Consider the following 17,811-nt stretch of genomic DNA (forward strand, 5'->3'; position numbering starts at 1 on the left):
CGGCGAGCCGGCTCCTGCAGGGCCGGTCAGGCCACTCGGTAGCCGGGACGGATGATCTTCAGGCTCAGGCCGCAGGTCAGGACGAAAGGCACCACCAGGGCGACGACCATGCCGATCACGAACATCGGGATGTATTGCGGAATGATCGAGATGAACCCCGGCAGCCCACCGACGCCGATGGCCGAGGCCTGGACCTTGTTCAGCGAGAGGAAGATGCTGCCCAGGGCCGAACCGATCAGCGCGGCATAGAACGGAAACTTGTAGCGCAGGTTGACGCCGAACATCGCCGGCTCGGTGATGCCGAAATAGGCCGAGATCGCCGAGGTCGAAGCCATGCTGCGGTCCCGGGCATTGCGGCTCATGGTGAATACCGCCAGGGCCGCGCTGCCCTGGGCCAGGTTGGACATGACGATCATCGGCCAGATAAAGGTGCCGCCCTGGGTGGAGATCAGTTGCAGATCGACCGCCAGGAACATGTGGTGCATGCCGGTGATCACCAGCGGTGCATAGAGGAGGCCAAAGATCGCCCCACCCACCACCGGCGCCAGGTCGAACAGGGTGACCACGCCTTCGGTGATCAGGATCCCCAGATGGCGGGTCACCGGACCGATGATCGCCAGGGCCAACACGCCGGTGACCACGATGGTGGTGATGGGCACCACCAGCAGGGTGATGGCGTTGGGCACCCGGGCGCGCAGCCATTTCTCGATCACGCTCATCACATAGGCTGCCAGCAGGATCGGCAGGATCTGCCCCTGGTAGCCGACCTTCTCGATCTGGAACAGGCCGAGGATGTCGAAGTACGGCAGGCTCTGGCCATCCAGCCCGGCCACGGCCTTGCCGTAGTTCCAGGCGTTGAGCAGGTCCGGGTGCACCAGCATCAGGCCCAGGACGATGCCGAGGATCTCGCTGCCGCCGAAGCGCTTGGCCGCCGACCAGCCCACCAGGGCCGGCAGGAACACGAAGGAAGTGTTGGCCATCAGGTTGATCAGGCTCCACAGCCCGTCCAGGCCCGGGTAGGCCTCAAGCAGGGTCTGGCCCTCGATGAACATGCCCTTGGCCCCCAGCAGGTTGTTCACCCCCATCAGCAGGCCGGCGATGATCAGGGCCGGCAGGATAGGCATGAACACATCGGAGAACACCCGCACCAGGCGCTGCATGGCGTGGGTCTTCTGCGCGCCCTTGTCCTTCACATCGGCAATGGTCGAGGCCGCAAGGCCAGTCTGCTCACGCAGCGCCGCATAGACCTTCTCTACCTCGCCAGGGCCGATCACCACCTGGAACAGGCCACCGGTGAAGAACGATCCCTTGACCAGGTCGATCTGGTTGAGCGTGGCGCTGTCGACCCGGCTCGGGTCCTTCAGGGCCAGGCGCAGGCGGGTCACGCAATGGGCAGCCTGCTCGAGGTTGTCGGCGCCACCGAGGCTGTGCAGCAACTCGCTGGCGATCGTTGAATAGTCGTGGCTCATGCTCGTTCTTCCACCTGAGTTTTTTGTTATTGGCAGCACGCCGAGGAGGAAACTACTCGTCTGTACGAGTTAAATCAACAACTCGTACAGACGAGTTTGGATTTTTCTTCGAGCCAACGCTCGAAATGTGCTTTTCCGAGCCGACTCCGGCCTGCCAGGTACATGGACAAATACCCCGTGCAGCCCTTAAGGTGCCTGCCTTGAGCACAGCGCGGCACAGAGCCATCCCATGAGCAAATACAACCAGATCTACAGTGATCTGCTTGCCAGCATCACCACCGAACGTCTGGAGCGTGGCGCCCGCCTGCCTTCGGAAAGCGAACTGATGGACAGCTACCAGGCCAGCCGCGGCACCGTGCGCAAGGCCATCGAACTGCTGCAGGAGCGCGGCTTCGCGCAGAAGATCCACGGCAAGGGCACCTTCGTGCTCTCGCCCAATCCCATCGAGTTCCAGCTGGGCGGCATCGTCAGCTTCCAAGAAACCTATCCAGGGCTGGGGGATGACGTCAGCACCGAGGTGGTGGAGTTCAGCCAGTTTCCTCTCGAAGGCCCGCTGCGGGCCCATCTGCAAGCCGAAGAAGGCAGCCTGATCACCCGGATCAAGCGGGTCAGGCGCATTGACGGCAAACGGGTGATTCTCGACATCAACCACTTTGTCGCCGATCTGATTCCAGGGCTGGACCGGCAGATCGCCGAGCAGTCGATCTATGCCTACATCGAACAAACCCTGCAATTGAGCATCAGCTACGCCCAACGCACCATCGAGGCCAGCCCGCGGAGCAAGGACGACCAGCAGTTGCTCGACCTGGACGGCCAGAGCCATGTGATCGTGGTGAGCAACCAGACCTTTCTGCAGGACGGGCGGCAGTTCGAGTACACCGAATCACGGCACACCCTGGACAAGTTCTACTTCTCCGACGTGGCGCGGCGCTAAGCCCCACCCTGCCTCATCAGCCCAGCAAGGCCACCAGTTCACCGCTGAGGGGGCCGATGCGCTTCGACTCCTTGGCGGTGTTCACCTGCTGCGCCACCCGCGCCACCTCGATCACCGGGTGCTTGAGGGCGTAGCCGCCCTTGCTGTCCAGCCAGCTCAGGACCTCCGCCAAGTGCCACAGCGAAGCGCTGCCTTCATGGATCGCCAGGGGAAAGCTATCGGCATGGCCGAGCATCAGCTTGCGCATGTTCTGCCGGGACACGCCGACGATCTCGGCGATCTCGCTGAGGCCGACAAAATCCGGGCTGACCTCCACCAGCCGCGCTTCGGGAATGATCCGCTTGATATCCCCCAGGGCACTGAGCAGCGCCGCCTCGGCACTCTCGGCCTCGCGACTGAACTCCAGGGCCAGGCGCCCGGCCAGACCGGTGCCCACCAGGACGTCGGTGCAACCCGCCGCACCGAGGCGCTCCACCAGTTGCAGCGGATCACAGCCCTCCAGCGGCAGCAGGTAGTTGAGGGTGAACAGGTATTCCATGGTGCTTACTCCTTGCGGGCTGCCGGCGACTTGGCTCCACGCAGCTGGTTCAGGGTGCAGTTATCGATCACCCGGCATAACGCCCGGGCGTGCTGGGTCGGATTCTTCGGCGTGCGCCATACGCTGGTGATGCAAAACTCGCCACAGCGACACACCTCGTTGTTGTACGGACAGTAGATCCGCCCCCAGGCATGACCACCGCCGACCTCGATGCGCCAGCCCTGCCATTCGGCGTAGCGCAGGGCCATTTCAATGTCCTTCTTGGGATGAGTTGCACGAGCCATCCATAGCCTCCAGTATCGCCAGTCACACAAGGTTGTCAACCGACAACCTTGTACCTTCCGATCAAGCCCCGCCGCGAACAAGCCACAGCAAAAACAGGCGGGGGGAGATCCAAGGGTAGAGAGAAGCCCAGGACAAGGGGCCGAGCATGTCTTACGTGATATTGCCGGAAGGCGAAAAAGCGCCGCTTCCAAAGGTCCTGCAACACAAATGCCGATGTGTACCGCAGGCAATCCCCCAGAAACGACAATGGCGATCGACACCCGAAGGTCCCGATCGCCATTGGCTAACGCGAATGGATCAAGCGCCGATCACTCGGCCCCGATCATTCCCACTCAATCGTGGCCGGCGGCTTGCTCGACACGTCGTAGGTGACGCGGGAGATGCCTTCGATCTCGTTGATGATCCGGCCGCTGACGGTTTCCAGCAGCTCGTAAGGCAGGTGTGCCCAACGTGCGGTCATGAAGTCGATGGTTTCCACGGCGCGCAGGGCCACGACCCAGGCGTAACGACGGCCATCACCTACCACGCCCACCGATTTCACCGGCTGGAACACCACGAATGCCTGGCTGACCTTGTGGTACCAATCGGCCTTGCGCAGTTCTTCGATGAAGATGTGGTCGGCGCGACGCAGCAGGTCGGCGTATTCCTTCTTCACTTCACCGAGGATGCGCACGCCCAGGCCCGGGCCCGGGAACGGGTGACGGTAGACCATGTCGTACGGCAGGCCCAGTTCCAGGCCCAGACGGCGGACTTCGTCCTTGAACAGCTCGCGCAGTGGCTCGACCAGCTTGAGGTTCATTTCTTCCGGCAGGCCGCCCACGTTGTGGTGCGACTTGATCACGTGGGCCTTGCCGCTTTTCGCGCCAGCCGACTCGATCACGTCCGGGTAGATGGTGCCCTGGGCCAGGTACTTGATGTTTTCCAGCTTGCAGGATTCGGCATCGAACACGTCGATGAAGGTACGGCCGATGATCTTGCGCTTCTTCTCCGGGTCGGCTTCGCCGGCCAGGTTATTGAGGAACTGCTCCTCGGCGTTGGCGCGGATCACCTTGACGCCCATGTTCTCGGCGAACATGGCCATTACTTGCTCGCCTTCGTGCAGGCGCAGCAGGCCGTTGTCGACGAAGACGCAGGTCAGCTGGTCGCCGATGGCCTTGTGCAGCAGGGCCGCGACCACCGAGGAGTCGACGCCGCCGGACAGGCCCAGCAGCACGTTGTCGGTGCCAACCTGGGCACGGATCTGGGCAATGGCGTCCTCGGCGATCTTCGACGGAGTCCACAGCGCTTCACAGCCGCAGATGTCGAGGATGAAGCGCGACAGGATGCGACCGCCCTGCTTGGTGTGGGTCACTTCCGGGTGGAACTGCACGCCGTAGTAGCGCAGGTCGTCGTTGAACATGCCGGCAATCGGGCAGCTCGGGGTGCTGGCCAGGATGTGGAAGTCTTCCGGCATCTTGGTGACCTTGTCACCGTGGCTCATCCAAACGTCTAGGCCGAACAGGCCGTCGGCGTCGACGTGGTCTTCGATGCCGTCCAGCAGGCGGCTCTTGCCGACTACATCAACCCGGGCATAGCCGAACTCACGCAGCTCGGAACCTTCGACCTTGCCGCCCAACTGCTCGGCCATGGTCTGCATGCCGTAGCAGATGCCGAAGACCGGGACGCCCAGGTCAAACACCGCCTGCGGGCAGCGAGGGCTGTTGGCTTCGTGCACGGATTCGGGGCCGCCGGCGAGGATGACGCCTTTGGGAGCGAATTCGCGGATCGCTTCGTCGTCCATGTCGAACGGATGCAGTTCGCAGTAGACCCCGATCTCGCGCACACGGCGTGCGATCAGTTGGGTGTACTGGGAACCGAAGTCGAGGATCAGGATACGGTGAGCGTGAATGTCGAGGGCCATGGTCAGTCTCGTCTAATTTCAGAAACGACACGGGGCTGAAAAACACAGCCCCGGTTACTAAATTCGTCAATCGCCTCCGGGCCTGAGCCTGGAGGCGATCACTATCAACCTACGCGATAGTTTGGCGCTTCCTTGGTGATCTGCACGTCGTGGACGTGGGATTCAGCCATGCCGGCACCGGTGATGCGGACAAACTCCGGCTTGGTGCGCATTTCTTCGATGTTGGCGCTACCGGTGTAGCCCATGGAAGAACGCAGGCCGCCCATCAGCTGATGGATGATCGCAGTCAGGGTGCCCTTGTACGGCACGCGACCTTCGATACCTTCCGGCACCAGCTTCTCGGCACCCGCGGAGGAGTCCTGGAAGTAGCGGTCGGAAGAGCCCTGGGCCTGGGACATGGCGCCCAGGGAACCCATGCCGCGGTAAGCCTTGTAGGAGCGGCCCTGGAACAGTTCGATCTCGCCTGGAGCCTCTTCGGTACCGGCGAACATCGAACCCATCATCACGCAGGAAGCACCGGCGACGATGGCCTTGGACAGGTCACCGGAGAAGCGGATACCGCCGTCGGCGATCAGCGGCACGCCAGTGCCTACCAGCGCCGCTGCAACATTGGCGATGGCGCTGATTTGCGGCACGCCAACACCAGCAACGATACGGGTGGTGCAGATCGAGCCTGGGCCGATACCGACCTTGACTGCGTCGGCGCCAGCTTCGGCCAGGGCCTTGGCGGCAGCGCCAGTGGCGATGTTGCCGCCGATCACCTGCACTTCAGGGAAGTTCTCTTTGACCCAGCGAACGCGGTCGATCACGCCTTTGGAGTGACCGTGGGCGGTGTCCACCACCACCACGTCGACACCGGCATTGACCAGCGCAGCAACGCGATCGCCAGTGTCCTTGCCAGTACCGACCGCAGCGCCGACGCGCAGGCGACCCTGGTCGTCCTTGCTGGCCAGCGGGTAAGCCTTGGCTTTCTCGATATCGTTGACGGTCATCATGCCCTTGAGAGCGAAGGCGTCGTCGACGATCAGTACACGCTCGATGCGGTGCTTGTGCAGCAGCTCGCGGACGGCGGTCTTGTCGGCGCCTTCCTTGACCGTGACCAGGCGCTCTTTAGGCGTCATCACTTCACGGACGCTGACTTCCAGACGGCTTTCGAAACGCACGTCACGGGAAGTCACGATGCCCACCAGGTCGCCGTTGTGCAGTACCGGCACACCGGAGATGTTATGCATGCTGGTCAGTTCGAGCAGGTCACGCACGGTGGCGTCGGCCTCGATGGTGATCGGGTCCTTGACCACACCGGCTTCGAAACGCTTGACCTTGCGCACTTCGGCAGCCTGCTGTTCGATGGTCATGTTCTTGTGGATGATGCCGATGCCGCCTTCCTGAGCCATGGCGATTGCCAGACGGGCTTCAGTGACGGTGTCCATGGCGGCGGAAACCAGTGGAATATTCAGCTCGATGCCACGGGTCAAACGGGTCTTAAGACTGACTTCATTAGGCAGTACTTCGGAATAACCGGGCACTAGGAGAATGTCGTCGAAGGTGAGGGCTTCTTGGCTGATACGCAGCATCGCGGGGGCTCCCGGGCGGGAAAATGGAAGCGCGCCATTATACTCAGACAGCTACCCGGGCTCAATGTAAAACTCTGGCTAATATCGCTGGAGTGATAGATGGAGATATCCGCGCGCTACAACTCGACCTTGACCCAACTTATCGGCTGATCCAGCCAGTCGGCGAACTCGTCGATAAAACTCTGTTTAAAACCCGCTTCGGCCCAGTTGTTGAAGATGAAGCCCAAGTTGGAAAAACCGCATTCCTGAAGAAACAGAAAGCCGTTGATGTCATCTTCATGACCGCATTCGGGGCAGGTGAAGTTGTCGGTACGCCCTGGCATCCAGTCTTCCAGGCTCTCGAACAGCGCTTCGCCGATTTCCTGCCGGCACTCGGCACAGCCCGCTTCCTCGAGAAAGCCCTTGGCCGGGGTATAGATGCAGCGCTTGGTGATGATTTCCAGGCCGTTGACAGGATCACCAAACGGCAGCGCTTGAGGATGCAGCACCACCTCGCGGGCCCCGGCGGCAATGGCGTGCCCCATGCGATTGCCCGTGCGCCCGCAGGTGCTGAGGCTTTCCTCGACGATGTTCTTGCGCACCAGCCAGCGCACGATCGCCCGGGCCCGGGGCTCGTGCACCGGCAGGGTGGAAATTTTCGGGACGAGGATGCTTTGGGAGTTCATGGATAAGCCTGGAACATGCGGGGACGGTACTCACGCTTTCGCCGGCAAGCCGGCTCCTATCATCAATTGTAGGAGCCGGCCTGCCGGCGAACGAATTCAAAGGCCCGCAGCTTAATCCCTGGCCCCAGCAGGTCAAGTACTCAGGTAACGGCCGATCAAGGCAACGCCACTGGCCAGCACCAGCCAGGTCACCAGGCGTACAAAAGCCTCCCGGGACAGTTTCATCGTCAGCCGGCGGCCAACCCACAACCCCAAGGCCATCGCCGGCAACAGGCATAGCGCCAATAGCAGCAGCGGCAACTCGGCATAGACTCCGGCCAGGGCGAACAGGCTCAAGCGCACCACGGTGCTGCAACTGATCAGCGCGCTCTGGGTCGCCCGCGCCGGATCCTTGGGCAGGCGGCTGTTCAGGTAGATGGCATATAGAAAGCCGCCACTGCCGAAGAGGGCGCCAAACAGCCCACCGACAATCCCCATCGGCACCGCCCAGCCGGCCGCCAGTTGGGTCGGACGCGCCTTCACCCACAGGCTGTAGATGGCATAAGCACTGATGAACAGCCCCATCAATAGCAGCAACAGATCGGATTTGAGGTTGAGCAGGAAAATCACCCCCAAAGTGCACCCCACTGCCATGCAGGGCAACAGGCGCAGCAACTCCGGCCTGGCCACATCCTTGCGCGACGGCAGAAGGTTGCCAAAGGCCGCGACAAAATCGAGCAGCACCAGCAGCGGCACGATCTTCGACAGCGGCATGAACAGGATCAGCACCGGCCCGGCCACCAGCGCCGTACCGAACCCGGCAATGCCGAACACTATGTACGCCAGCGCGATACCCAGGCCGATCGCCAACCAACTGCCCGGGCCGAAAGACCACTGGTTCAAACCCTCGATTACCACGCTCATCGCTGCGACTTCCCAGTTGAATACGCAGTGACTTTAGCCAGCGACGAGCCTTGCGACTAATATCGTCGAAGTCGCCAACTCATCGCAAAAAGGCATGCCTCGTGATTTCGACCCGCCAACTGCGCTATTTCGTGGAAATCGCCGAATGCGGCAGCTTCAGCGCCGCCGCCGAGCGCCTGTTCGTCGCCCAATCAGCCCTAAGCCGGCAGATCAAGGAGCTGGAAACCCAGTTGCAGACCCCACTGTTCGAGCGCACCGCGCGCCTGCCGCGGCTGACGGCGGCCGGTGAAGCGTTTTTCCCCAAGGCACGCAACCTGCTGAGTGAATTGCACAAGGCCAGCGAACTGGCCACTCAGGTAGGCCAGGGGCAATTGGGCACCTTGCGCCTGAGCCACTCCAGCACCGTGCCCATGAGCGGCCGGCTACTCCAGGGCATCGGCAGCTACTTGCAGCATTGCCCTGGAGCCTCGATGGACATCGCCAAGTTGTCTTCCGAGGCGCAACTGGAAGAGTTGGCGCAGGGGCACCTGGATATCGGCCTGTTGCGCCTGCCCGTGCTACGTCAACGAGCAGGTGTACAGATCACGCCCCTGTTCGCCGAACCCTTGCTGCTGGCGGTGCCACCTCAGCACCCACTGGCGCTGGACCCTCCGGCCGGGGGCGTCGACCTGGCCCAGCTTCGCGAGGAAGCCTTCATCTCCATCCCCCACCCCCAGCGGGGCGGCTTGAGTTACCTCTCGGCCGAGCTGTGCATGCGCCAGGGCTTCTTTCCCAGGGCGGCGCGGGTGATGTCGCGCAAGACCACCCAATTGCAACTGATCCAGGCAGGCTTCGGCATCGCCCTGCTGCCCGAGTCGATGCAGGACATCGCCCCGGCCAGCATCCGCTTCCTGCCGCTGGCGGATGCCGATTGCCAGAGCACCGTGGCCCTCGCCTACCGACAGGAGCCGACGCCCCTGGTGGCGCAATTCGTCGAACATTTTCGCAATCACTTGTAGTTGATTTGCGTTGTTCCATTCAGAGACAGGCCTTTAAACTGCGCCCCATGATTAAAGATCCCTTCGCACGACTCGGCCTGGACCGCGAGGTCCTCACCGTCACCCAGCTCAACGGCCGCGCCCGGGTGCTGCTCGAGGACGTGTTCAGCAATATCTGGGTGGAGGGCGAGATCTCCAACCTCGCCCGCCCGGCTTCCGGCCATGTGTACTTCACCCTCAAGGACAGCGGCGCCCAGGTGCGCTGCGCACTGTTCCGGCAGAACGCCGCGCGGGTCCGCCAGGCGCTGAAGGACGGCCTGGCGGTCAAGGTGCGGGGCAAGGTCTCGCTGTTCGAAGGGCGCGGTGACTACCAGCTGATTCTCGACACCGTGGAACCGGCCGGTGATGGCGCCCTGCGCCTGGCTTTCGATGCCCTGAAAGACAAGCTGAGCGCCGAAGGGCTGTTCAGCGCCGAACGCAAAGTGCCACTACCGGCCCATCCGCAACGCATCGGCATCATCAGTTCGCCCACCGGCGCGGTGATCCGCGACATCATCAGTGTGTTCCGGCGCCGCGCACCGCAGGTTGTGCTGACCCTGATCCCTACTGCCGTGCAGGGCCGCGAGGCTACGGCGCAGATCGTCCGGGCCCTGCAGTTGGCCGACGCCCGGGGCTTCGACGCGCTGATCCTGGCCCGTGGTGGCGGCTCCCTGGAGGACCTCTGGTGCTTCAACGAAGAAGCCGTGGCCCGTGCGGTGGATGCCTGCGTGACACCGATCGTCAGCGCCGTTGGCCATGAAACCGACGTCTCCATCAGTGATTTCGTGGCCGACGTTCGCGCGCCCACGCCTTCCGCAGCAGCCGAACTGCTGGCCCCTGATTCCAGTGACCTGCAACGGCGGGTCGACAACCTGCATCGACGCCTGGTGATGCGCATGCGCGACCGGCTGGTGCGCGACCGGCTGCGCCTGGACGGCCTGGCCCGACGCCTGCGCCACCCTGGCGAACGCCTGCGCCAGCAGGCACAGCGCCTGGACGACCTGGACATGCGTCTGCGCCGCGCCTTCGAGCGCAGCCTCAATACCCGTCGCGAACGCTTGATCCGCCTGGAAACCCGCCTCGGAGCCCAGCATCCAGGGCGGCAACTGGCACTGCTGCGCCAGCGCCTGGACAGCCTGGCCGAACGCCTGCCCCGGGCCATGCGCGAAGGCCTCAAGGGCCGCCGCCTGCAATTGCACAGCCAGATGCAGACCCTTCATGTGGTCAGCCCCCTGGCCACCCTGGGGCGCGGTTACAGCATCCTGCTGGACGATCGCGGGCAGGCCATTCGCAGTGCCGGCCAGACCCGCCCAGGCCAGCGCCTCAGTGCCCGCCTGGGCGAAGGCGAGCTGCAAGTACGCGTCGAAGACAACCACCTGACGCCCGTCACCCTTTCTCTACTGGATTGATCCATGCCGCGTTTTCTCTGCTCCCTGCTGTTGCTGTGCCTGGCCTTCAATGCTCACGCCGACAGCTACATCACCCGCCTGCTGAACAAACCCGTGCCCGGTGGCGTAGCGGTGGTCGACCTGGGCAGCGCCGCCCAGGCGCCCAAGGCCAGTTACCAGGGCAAGCCGGTGCTGGTGGTGAAGGAGCAGAACAACTGGCTGGCGATTGTCGGCATTCCGCTGACGGTCAAGCCCGGCACTCAACAAGTAAGCACCGGCGGGCGCAGCCTGAACTTCGTGGTCGGCAACAAGAAATACCCGGAGCAGCACATCACCCTGAAGAACCAGCGCCAGGTCAATCCGAACCCGGCGGACCTCAAGCGCATCGACGGCGAGTTGGCGGAGCAGATCCGCGCCTACCGCAGCTTCAGCCCCAATACCCCGAGCAACCTGCTGTTGGACAAGCCGGTGAATGGCCCCCTGTCGAGCAAGTTCGGCGTACGCCGTTTCTTCAACGGTGAAGAGCGCAACCCTCACGCGGGCCTGGACTTCGCGGTGCCGGCAGGCACACCGATCAAGACCCCGGCGGCGGGCAAAGTGATCCTGATCGGCAACTACTTCTTCAACGGCAACACCGTGTTCGTCGACCACGGCCAGGGCTTCATCAGCATGTTCTGCCACATGTCGAAAATCGACGTGAAGATCGGCCAGTCCCTGGCCCGTGGCGCCGTGGTGGGCAAGGTGGGGGCGACCGGCCGCGCCACCGGGCCGCATATGCACTGGAACGTCAGCCTGAATGATGCGCGCGTCGATCCGGCCATCTTTATCGGGGCCTTCCAGCCCTGATCGCGGCAGCGCCGCTTGCCTGCGTCAGGCATTGATTCAGCGGCGAGCCGACGTCCACAGGGATTGCGCAGCCCTACTCGACTGCGCAATCGTTAGTATTCTTTCAAAGAATACCCAGCATAAAATCTCGATATAGCTTTGTTTTCGAGTATTCCTCTCAATTTTTTTCGACTGCTTGCCATCTCTCACCCCAGTGGTTAGGGTTGAGCACATGAAAACCTCTCACACCCTCATTCAGCGTCGTCAACACCGGAGCCTCTGCCTCGTCAGCGCACGACTGCCAGGCTGAATCGCGGTGCCTCATCCCCCTGCGTCAACCTCACTCTTGACTCACCGGCAGGCCGCCTCTTTTCGGCCCGGACAATAAGGACTTCTCCATGACCATGCTCAAAGACCCATCCTCCAAGTACCGCGCGTTCCCGACCATCAACTTGCCGGACCGTACCTGGCCGTCGAAAACCATCACCAGCGCGCCGATCTGGTGCAGTTCGGACCTGCGTGATGGCAACCAGTCGTTGATCGAACCGATGGATGCCGTCAAGAAGCTGCGCTTCTGGAAGACCCTGGTGGCTGTGGGTGTGAAGGAAATCGAAGCTTCTTTCCCGGCCGCTTCGCAAACCGACTTCGACTTCGTGCGCACCCTGATCGAAGGCGGCCACATTCCGGACGACACCACCATCCAGGTATTGACCCAGGCCCGTGAAGACTTGATCGCCCGCACCTTCGAGTCCTTGCGTGGAGCGAAAAAGGCCATCGTCCACCTGTACAACGCCACCAGCCCTTCGTTCCGCCGCATTGTCTTCAACCAGGACAAGGCCGGTGTGAAAGAGATCGCGGTGAATGCGGCCAAGCTGTTCGTCAAATACGCCGCCCAGCAACCGGAAACCCAGTGGCAGTTCGAGTACTCGCCAGAGACCTTCAGCGCCACCGAGCTGGAGTTCGCCAAGGAAGTCTGCGACGCCGTGGTGGAAGTCTGGAACGCCACGCCAAGCAACAAGGTGATCCTCAACCTGCCGGCCACCGTTGAAGTCGCCACACCGAACATCTACGCCGACCAGATCGAGTGGTTCTGCCGCAACATCAACCGTCGTGACAGCGTGCTCATCAGCCTGCACACCCACAACGACCGCGGTACGGGCGTGGCCGCCACCGAGCTGGGCCTGATGGCCGGCGCCGACCGTGTCGAAGGCTGCCTGTTCGGCAACGGCGAACGTACCGGTAACGTCGACCTGGTCACCGTGGCCTTGAACCTCTACACCCAGGGTGTGAACCCTGAACTGGATTTCTCCGACATCGACGGCGTGCGCAAAGTCGTGGAAGAGTGCAACCAGATTGCCGTGCACCCGCGTCACCCTTATGTCGGCGACCTGGTCCACACCGCGTTCTCCGGCTCGCACCAGGACGCGATCCGCAAGGGCTTCGCCCAGCAGAAAGCCGATGGCTTGTGGGAAGTGCCGTACTTGCCGATCGACCCGGCCGATATCGGTCGCAGCTACGAGGCGGTGATCCGCGTCAACAGCCAGTCGGGCAAGGGCGGTATCGCCTACCTGCTCGAGCAGGAATACGGCATCAGCTTGCCACGCCGCATGCAGATCGAGTTCAGCCAGGTGGTGCAGCGGGAAACCGACCGCCTGGGTCTGGAAATGACCGCCCAGCAGATCCACGCGCTGTTGCACAGCGAGTACTTGCAGGCCAACACTCCCTACGCGCTGGTCAGCCATCGCTTGCAGGAAGAGAACGGGCACAGCGCCGTGGAAGTGGAAGTCTCGAGCAAGGGCCAGGGCGAGACCAACCTCAGCTGGCGCGGCAAGGGCAACGGTGCCCTGGAAGCGCTGGTGGCCGGGCTGCCGGTTCCGGTGGAGATCATGGACTACAACGAGCACGCCATCGGCGCCGGCACCAACGCCAAGGCGGCGGCCTACATCGAACTGCGGGTCAACGGTGAGCGCGCCGTGCACGGCGTCGGTATCGACGAAAACATCACCACCGCCAGCTTCAAGGCGCTGTTCAGTGCGCTGAACCGCTCCCTGAGCGAGCAGCAGGCCAAGGCAGCCTAAAGGCTGCCAAAAGCAAAAGGCCCCGAGGAGCTCGACTCCCCGGGGCCTTTTTTATGCCGGAACAGATAACACCAGCTAAATGTCAGCAACGACTGTTTCAGGCATGCACATCAACGCTGAACATGGCTTGCAGCAAAGCCGCCTGCAGCACCTGCAAGGTGCTGTTGGTCACGGCGATCTGCGCCTGGACTTCCATCACCTGCTGGGCTTTCTGTTCGTCGCTGGCCTGGCCCTTCTGCACATTGGCCAATTGGGCCTGCTGTTCGGTCAGGGTTTTCTGGGTCTGCTCGATCTGTTTCTGCAGCGCCTTGACCGGATCACCACCGGCCTTTACCGCATCAATATTGGCATCGCCAGAGTTGACCCGCAGCTCCTTATCCTGACCGTCCTTGCTGTCATCCACCGGCGCCAGCGGGCTGGCGCTGTTGCCTTCGGCTTCAGTCGAAGCAGTTTTGGGTGCCGACAGGGGGTAAGGATTGACGATGGTGGCAGTGATGGTAGTCATGGTTGATTCCTCCTGAACTGATCCTGCTATCGGCCTCCACCCTCGAAGCTTGATATTCGCAACCTGTAAAAAAGTGTGCAGTGCCGAAGCGATCCTAAGTGAACATGAAGGTATCGGCGTCGAGGTTCGCCGGAAAACGCGCACGGTAAGCCGCCAGTTGACCCGCGTTCAGGCACACCTGGAAGACGCCATCGGCCTCCCCGGCGCTGAGCAGGGTTTCGCCCTGATAGTCCAGAACCTGGCTGTCTCCGGTATAGGCAAAGCCCTTGCCGTCGGTGCCCACCCGGTTCACCGCCGCAACATAGCAGAGGTTTTCAATGGCCCGGGCTGGCAGCAGGCGATTCCAGTGCAGACGGCGGGCACCCGGCCAATTGGCGGTGTAGAGCAGCAGGTCGGTGTCCTGGGCGTCCCGGCTCCACACCGGGAACCGCAGGTCGTAGCAGATCAGCGGGCGAATACGCCACCCCTTGAGCTCGAACTGTACCTGCCGCTCCCCCGGCGTGTAGTGATTGTGCTCGCCGGCCATGCGAAACAGGTGGCGCTTGTCGTAGTGCCAGACCTCACCGTCAGGGCGCGCCCACAGCAAGCGATTGCGATGGCTGCCATCCGCTGCCTGGATTATCACGCTGCCGGTGATCACCGCATTCAGCTTCTTCGCCTGGCCGCGTAGCCATTTGCTGGTAGGGCCATTCTCCGCTTCCGCGAGAGTCGCGGATTCCATGGAGAATCCGGTGGTAAACATTTCCGGCAGGATGATCAGATCTGCACCACGGGCCTGCTCCAGCAACTGCTCGAAATGCTCGAAGTTGGCCTGGCGGTCGTGCCAGGCCAGGGTGGTCTGGATCAGGGCCAGATTCAGATCGGGTAATGCACTCAGATCACGCATAGTTTCTCCGCTGCTTGGCGCAACGTCTCCTCGCGCTTGGCAAAACACAGACGCACCAGGCGCTGCCCCTGGGGCGGCTGCTGATAGAACACCGACACAGGAATAGCCGCCACGCCGTGTTCGCGGGTCATCCATATCGCCATGTCGACATCATTCAAGTCTGGACGAATCTGCGAATAGTCCACCAATTGAAAATAGGTACCCGACACCCGGGTGAAGCTGAAACGCGAGGCGCTCAGCAGATCGCAGAACAGATCACGCTTGGCCTGGTAAAAGGCCGGCAACTCTTCGACATGTTCCGGGTGTTCGGCCATGAAGTCCGCCAGAGCGTACTGCAAAGGCGTGACCCCGCAGAAGCTGACATATTGATGCACCTTGCGCAGCTCGGCGCTCAGGGCCGGTGGTGCAACCACATAACCGGTCTTCCAGCCGGTCACGTGGTAGGTCTTGCCGAACGAGCTGACCACGAAGGCCCGCTGATACAGCTCCTCATGGGCCAGCACACTGACATGGGGTACGCCATCGAACACCAGGTGTTCGTAAACCTCGTCACTGACCAGATAGATATCGCGATCACGGATCAGGGCGGCCAACTGCTCCAGCTCGGCGCGGCTGATCAAGGCACCACTGGGGTTGTGCGGCGAATTGAGAATGATCATCCGCGTGCGCGGACTCAGGGCTTCATCGAGTTTCTGCCAATCGAGGGCAAAGCCCTGCCCTGCCAACGGCACATGCACACAACGCCCACCGGCCAGCTCCACCGACGGCTCATAGCTGTCGTAACTGGGGTCGAACACAATGACTTCGTCACCGCGCTGGATCACCGCCTGGATGGCACAGAAGATTGCCTGGGTCGCACCGGGGGTGATGGTCACCTCAGCATCCGCATCGACCTGGACGCCATAGCTGCGGGCGATTTTCGCGGCGACCTGCTGGCGCAGTGCCGGTAGGCCGGTCATGGGTGCGTACTGGTTATGGCCATTGGCGGCATGCCAGCCAAGCGCATCACGCAGGGCTTGCGGGCCATCGAAATCAGGAAAGCCCTGGGACAGGTTGAGCGCTCCGGTTTCCACCGCGAGCTGGGACATTTGCGTGAAGATGGTGGTGCCGACATTCGGCAACTTACTGATGATCATGAGGATTCCCTGCTGAGCAGTCCGCACTACGGCGGCGCGGAGGTCCCCGAGAATAGCCCAAACGCCAGGCACGAAAAAGGGCGCCCGGGGCGCCCTCTTATCCACACAGATCCCGTAGGAACTGGCTTGCCAGCGAAGCTCTGAAGCAGGTCCGGAGCTTCACCGGCAAGCCGGCCCTAAGCCGGTCAGCGCTTGTCGCGGCGCTTCTTGTCGGCCTTCTTGTGGTGCGACATCAAGCGACGCTTCTTGTTGACCTGGCGGTCGGTCAGCGTGTTCTTGTTGCCTTCGTACGGGTTCTCGCCGCCCTTGAACTCGATGCGGATCGGCGTACCTACCAGCTTCAAGACTCGACGGTAGGTGTTTTCCAGATAGCGCACATAAGACTTGGGCACCTTCTCCACCTGGTTGCCGTGGATCACGATCAGCGGCGGGTTGGCACCACCCAAGTGGGCGTAGCGCAGTTTGATCCGGCGATTGTTGACCATGGGCGGCGCGTGCTCGCCAACGGCATCTTCGAGGATCTGCGTCAGGCGGCTGGTGGGCCAGCGGGTTACCGCCGACTTGAAGGAGTTCTGCACCGACTGGTAGAGGTTGCCCACACCGGTACCGTGTAGCGCCGAGATGAAGTGGATATCGGCGAAGTCGACGAAGAACAGCCGGCGTTGCAGCTCGGTCTTCACGTAGTCGCGCTCGCTCGGCTGCATGCCGTCCCACTTGTTCAGGGCGATTACCAGGGCCCGACCGGCTTCCAGGGCAAAGCCCAGCAGGTTCAGGTCGTGGTCCACCACACCTTCGCGGGCGTCCATGACAAAGATCACCACGTTGGCGTCCTTGATCGCCTGCAGCGTCTTGACCACCGAGAACTTTTCGACTTCCTCGTGGATCTTGCCGCGCTTGCGCACACCGGCGGTGTCGATCAGGGTGTACTTCTCGTCGTTGCGCTCGAACGGGATGTAGATACTGTCGCGGGTGGTGCCGGGCTGGTCATAGACGATCACCCGGTCTTCACCGAGCATGCGGTTGACCAGGGTCGACTTGCCGACGTTGGGACGACCGATGATGGCGATCTTGATCCCGTCCTTCTCGCTCGGGCCCGGAATGCGCTTGGCTTCCTCACCCTCGGCAACGATCTCTTCCTCGCCTTCTTCCGGCTCGTCAGCGTCATCCTTGGGGAATTCGCTCAGGGCGATTTCCAGCATCTGGGTGATGCCGCGGCCATGAGCACCGGCGATCGGGATGGCATCGCCCATGCCCAGCGGCGCGAACTCGGCGCGGGCCATGTCCGGGTCGATGTTGTCGACCTTGTTGGCGATCACGTAGGAAGTCTTGTTACGTTTGCGCAGGTGCTCGCCGATCATCTGGTCGGCCGCGGTAAACCCGGCCTTGGCGTCCACCAGGAACAACACCACATCAGCTTCTTCGATGGCCAGCAGCGACTGCTCGGCCATCTTTTCATCCATGCCATGCTCGTCACCGGAGATACCGCCGGTGTCGATCAGAATATAGGTACGCCCTTGCCACTTGGCCTCACCGTATTGGCGATCACGGGTCAGACCGGACAGGTCGCCGACAATGGCGTCGCGAGTCCGAGTCAGGCGGTTGAACAAGGTGGACTTGCCGACATTAGGTCGGCCCACCAGGGCGATTACGGGAACCATGCGGCTCTCCACTGCGTTAATTCAGAAAATACAAAAGCCGCTGCGAGGCAG

At 62.2% G+C, this 17,811-nt stretch carries 16 protein-coding genes; 5 read left to right on the forward strand and 11 right to left on the reverse strand.

The window, feature by feature from the left end:
- Positions 1–26: 26 nt before the first annotated feature.
- Positions 27–1,469 carry a PTS system trehalose-specific EIIBC component gene (treP, locus tag ABCR88_RS26460; RefSeq protein ID WP_011063187.1) on the reverse strand — a complete coding sequence of 481 codons (1,443 nt, stop codon included), beginning with the start codon at positions 1,467–1,469 and terminating at the stop codon, positions 27–29.
- A gap of 229 nt (positions 1,470–1,698) precedes the next feature.
- On the opposite strand from treP, the gene treR reads away from it, so the two are divergent.
- The gene (treR, locus tag ABCR88_RS26465; protein ID WP_011063188.1) at positions 1,699–2,403 is read left to right on the forward strand and encodes a trehalose operon repressor; all 705 of its coding nucleotides are present in this window, start codon (positions 1,699–1,701) and stop codon (positions 2,401–2,403) included.
- A gap of 16 nt (positions 2,404–2,419) precedes the next feature.
- Here the strand turns inward: treR and ABCR88_RS26470 are convergent, their stop codons facing one another.
- From ABCR88_RS26470 to ABCR88_RS26495, 6 genes are all read right to left on the reverse strand, one after another.
- Complete coding sequence (locus ABCR88_RS26470; protein ID WP_337153835.1) at positions 2,420–2,941, reverse strand: DNA-binding protein; 522 nt, start codon at positions 2,939–2,941, stop codon at positions 2,420–2,422.
- A 5-nt stretch (positions 2,942–2,946) separates the two neighbouring features.
- Positions 2,947–3,225, reverse strand: coding sequence for a hypothetical protein (locus ABCR88_RS26475; RefSeq protein ID WP_026019975.1), 279 nt, complete (start codon positions 3,223–3,225; stop codon positions 2,947–2,949).
- A gap of 323 nt (positions 3,226–3,548) precedes the next feature.
- Entirely contained in the window at positions 3,549–5,126 is a 1,578-nt protein-coding gene (gene guaA / locus ABCR88_RS26480) for a glutamine-hydrolyzing GMP synthase (RefSeq protein ID WP_011063192.1), read from the reverse strand.
- Between the two features lie 104 nt (positions 5,127–5,230).
- Entirely contained in the window at positions 5,231–6,700 is a 1,470-nt protein-coding gene (guaB, locus tag ABCR88_RS26485) for an IMP dehydrogenase (RefSeq protein WP_025129573.1), read from the reverse strand.
- Between the two features lie 116 nt (positions 6,701–6,816).
- On the reverse strand, positions 6,817–7,365 hold the full coding sequence (locus ABCR88_RS26490) for a sugar ABC transporter ATPase (protein WP_283990026.1): 549 nt from the start codon (positions 7,363–7,365) through the stop codon (positions 6,817–6,819).
- Between the two features lie 132 nt (positions 7,366–7,497).
- Positions 7,498–8,268 carry a sulfite exporter TauE/SafE family protein gene (locus ABCR88_RS26495; protein WP_325985193.1) on the reverse strand — a complete coding sequence of 257 codons (771 nt, stop codon included), beginning with the start codon at positions 8,266–8,268 and terminating at the stop codon, positions 7,498–7,500.
- Between the two features lie 101 nt (positions 8,269–8,369).
- Here ABCR88_RS26495 and ABCR88_RS26500 point away from each other — a divergent pair, with 101 nt between their 5' ends.
- The 4 genes from ABCR88_RS26500 (at position 8,370) to leuA (ending at position 13,575) form a co-directional block, all read left to right on the forward strand.
- A complete protein-coding gene (locus tag ABCR88_RS26500; RefSeq protein WP_041119726.1) occupies positions 8,370–9,266 on the forward strand; it encodes a LysR substrate-binding domain-containing protein in 897 nt (298 codons plus the stop codon).
- Between the two features lie 47 nt (positions 9,267–9,313).
- Positions 9,314–10,693 (forward strand): exodeoxyribonuclease VII large subunit, encoded by a 1,380-nt coding sequence (xseA, locus tag ABCR88_RS26505; RefSeq protein ID WP_011063197.1) that lies wholly within the window; start codon positions 9,314–9,316, stop codon positions 10,691–10,693.
- A 3-nt stretch (positions 10,694–10,696) separates the two neighbouring features.
- On the forward strand, positions 10,697–11,518 hold the full coding sequence (locus ABCR88_RS26510) for a M23 family metallopeptidase (RefSeq protein ID WP_011063198.1): 822 nt from the start codon (positions 10,697–10,699) through the stop codon (positions 11,516–11,518).
- Positions 11,519–11,895: 377 nt separating this feature from the next.
- Entirely contained in the window at positions 11,896–13,575 is a 1,680-nt protein-coding gene (gene leuA, locus ABCR88_RS26515; RefSeq protein ID WP_011063199.1) for a 2-isopropylmalate synthase, read from the forward strand.
- Between the two features lie 97 nt (positions 13,576–13,672).
- Here leuA and ABCR88_RS26520 read toward each other — a convergent pair whose 3' ends face one another.
- From ABCR88_RS26520 to der, 4 genes are all read right to left on the reverse strand, one after another.
- Positions 13,673–14,080: a hypothetical protein gene (locus ABCR88_RS26520; RefSeq protein WP_011063200.1), complete on the reverse strand. Its 408-nt coding sequence runs from the start codon at positions 14,078–14,080 to the stop codon at positions 13,673–13,675.
- Positions 14,081–14,174: 94 nt separating this feature from the next.
- Positions 14,175–14,966 (reverse strand): amidohydrolase, encoded by a 792-nt coding sequence (locus tag ABCR88_RS26525; RefSeq protein WP_041119727.1) that lies wholly within the window; start codon positions 14,964–14,966, stop codon positions 14,175–14,177.
- On the reverse strand, positions 14,954–16,102 hold the full coding sequence (locus ABCR88_RS26530) for a pyridoxal phosphate-dependent aminotransferase (RefSeq protein ID WP_350403680.1): 1,149 nt from the start codon (positions 16,100–16,102) through the stop codon (positions 14,954–14,956). The genes ABCR88_RS26525 and ABCR88_RS26530 overlap by 13 nt, the downstream gene beginning before the upstream one ends.
- 185 nt (positions 16,103–16,287) lie before the next feature.
- Positions 16,288–17,760 (reverse strand): ribosome biogenesis GTPase Der, encoded by a 1,473-nt coding sequence (gene der / locus ABCR88_RS26535; RefSeq protein ID WP_011063203.1) that lies wholly within the window; start codon positions 17,758–17,760, stop codon positions 16,288–16,290.
- Positions 17,761–17,811: the final 51 nt, after the last annotated feature.

Source organism: Pseudomonas sp. W17, from assembly GCF_040268305.1.
Classification (GTDB): domain Bacteria; phylum Pseudomonadota; class Gammaproteobacteria; order Pseudomonadales; family Pseudomonadaceae; genus Aquipseudomonas; species Aquipseudomonas protegens.

Bases quoted from the DNA above. Each gene is read 5' to 3' on its own strand.
- guaA (WP_011063192.1), bottom strand. From the start codon at position 5,126: ATGGCCCTCGACATTCACGCTCACCGTATCCTGATCCTCGACTTCGGT.
- guaB (WP_025129573.1), bottom strand. From the start codon at position 6,700: ATGCTGCGTATCAGCCAAGAAGCCCTCACCTTCGACGACATTCTCCTA.
- leuA (WP_011063199.1), top strand. From the start codon at position 11,896: ATGACCATGCTCAAAGACCCATCCTCCAAGTACCGCGCGTTCCCGACC.
- ABCR88_RS26495 (WP_325985193.1), bottom strand. From the start codon at position 8,268: ATGAGCGTGGTAATCGAGGGTTTGAACCAGTGGTCTTTCGGCCCGGGC.
- ABCR88_RS26475 (WP_026019975.1), bottom strand. From the start codon at position 3,225: ATGGCTCGTGCAACTCATCCCAAGAAGGACATTGAAATGGCCCTGCGC.
- der (WP_011063203.1), bottom strand. From the start codon at position 17,760: ATGGTTCCCGTAATCGCCCTGGTGGGCCGACCTAATGTCGGCAAGTCC.
- ABCR88_RS26520 (WP_011063200.1), bottom strand. From the start codon at position 14,080: ATGACTACCATCACTGCCACCATCGTCAATCCTTACCCCCTGTCGGCA.
- ABCR88_RS26525 (WP_041119727.1), bottom strand. From the start codon at position 14,966: ATGCGTGATCTGAGTGCATTACCCGATCTGAATCTGGCCCTGATCCAG.
- treR (WP_011063188.1), top strand. From the start codon at position 1,699: ATGAGCAAATACAACCAGATCTACAGTGATCTGCTTGCCAGCATCACC.
- ABCR88_RS26510 (WP_011063198.1), top strand. From the start codon at position 10,697: ATGCCGCGTTTTCTCTGCTCCCTGCTGTTGCTGTGCCTGGCCTTCAAT.
- treP (WP_011063187.1), bottom strand. From the start codon at position 1,469: ATGAGCCACGACTATTCAACGATCGCCAGCGAGTTGCTGCACAGCCTC.
- xseA (WP_011063197.1), top strand. From the start codon at position 9,314: ATGATTAAAGATCCCTTCGCACGACTCGGCCTGGACCGCGAGGTCCTC.
- ABCR88_RS26490 (WP_283990026.1), bottom strand. From the start codon at position 7,365: ATGAACTCCCAAAGCATCCTCGTCCCGAAAATTTCCACCCTGCCGGTG.
- ABCR88_RS26530 (WP_350403680.1), bottom strand. From the start codon at position 16,102: ATGATCATCAGTAAGTTGCCGAATGTCGGCACCACCATCTTCACGCAA.
- ABCR88_RS26470 (WP_337153835.1), bottom strand. From the start codon at position 2,941: ATGGAATACCTGTTCACCCTCAACTACCTGCTGCCGCTGGAGGGCTGT.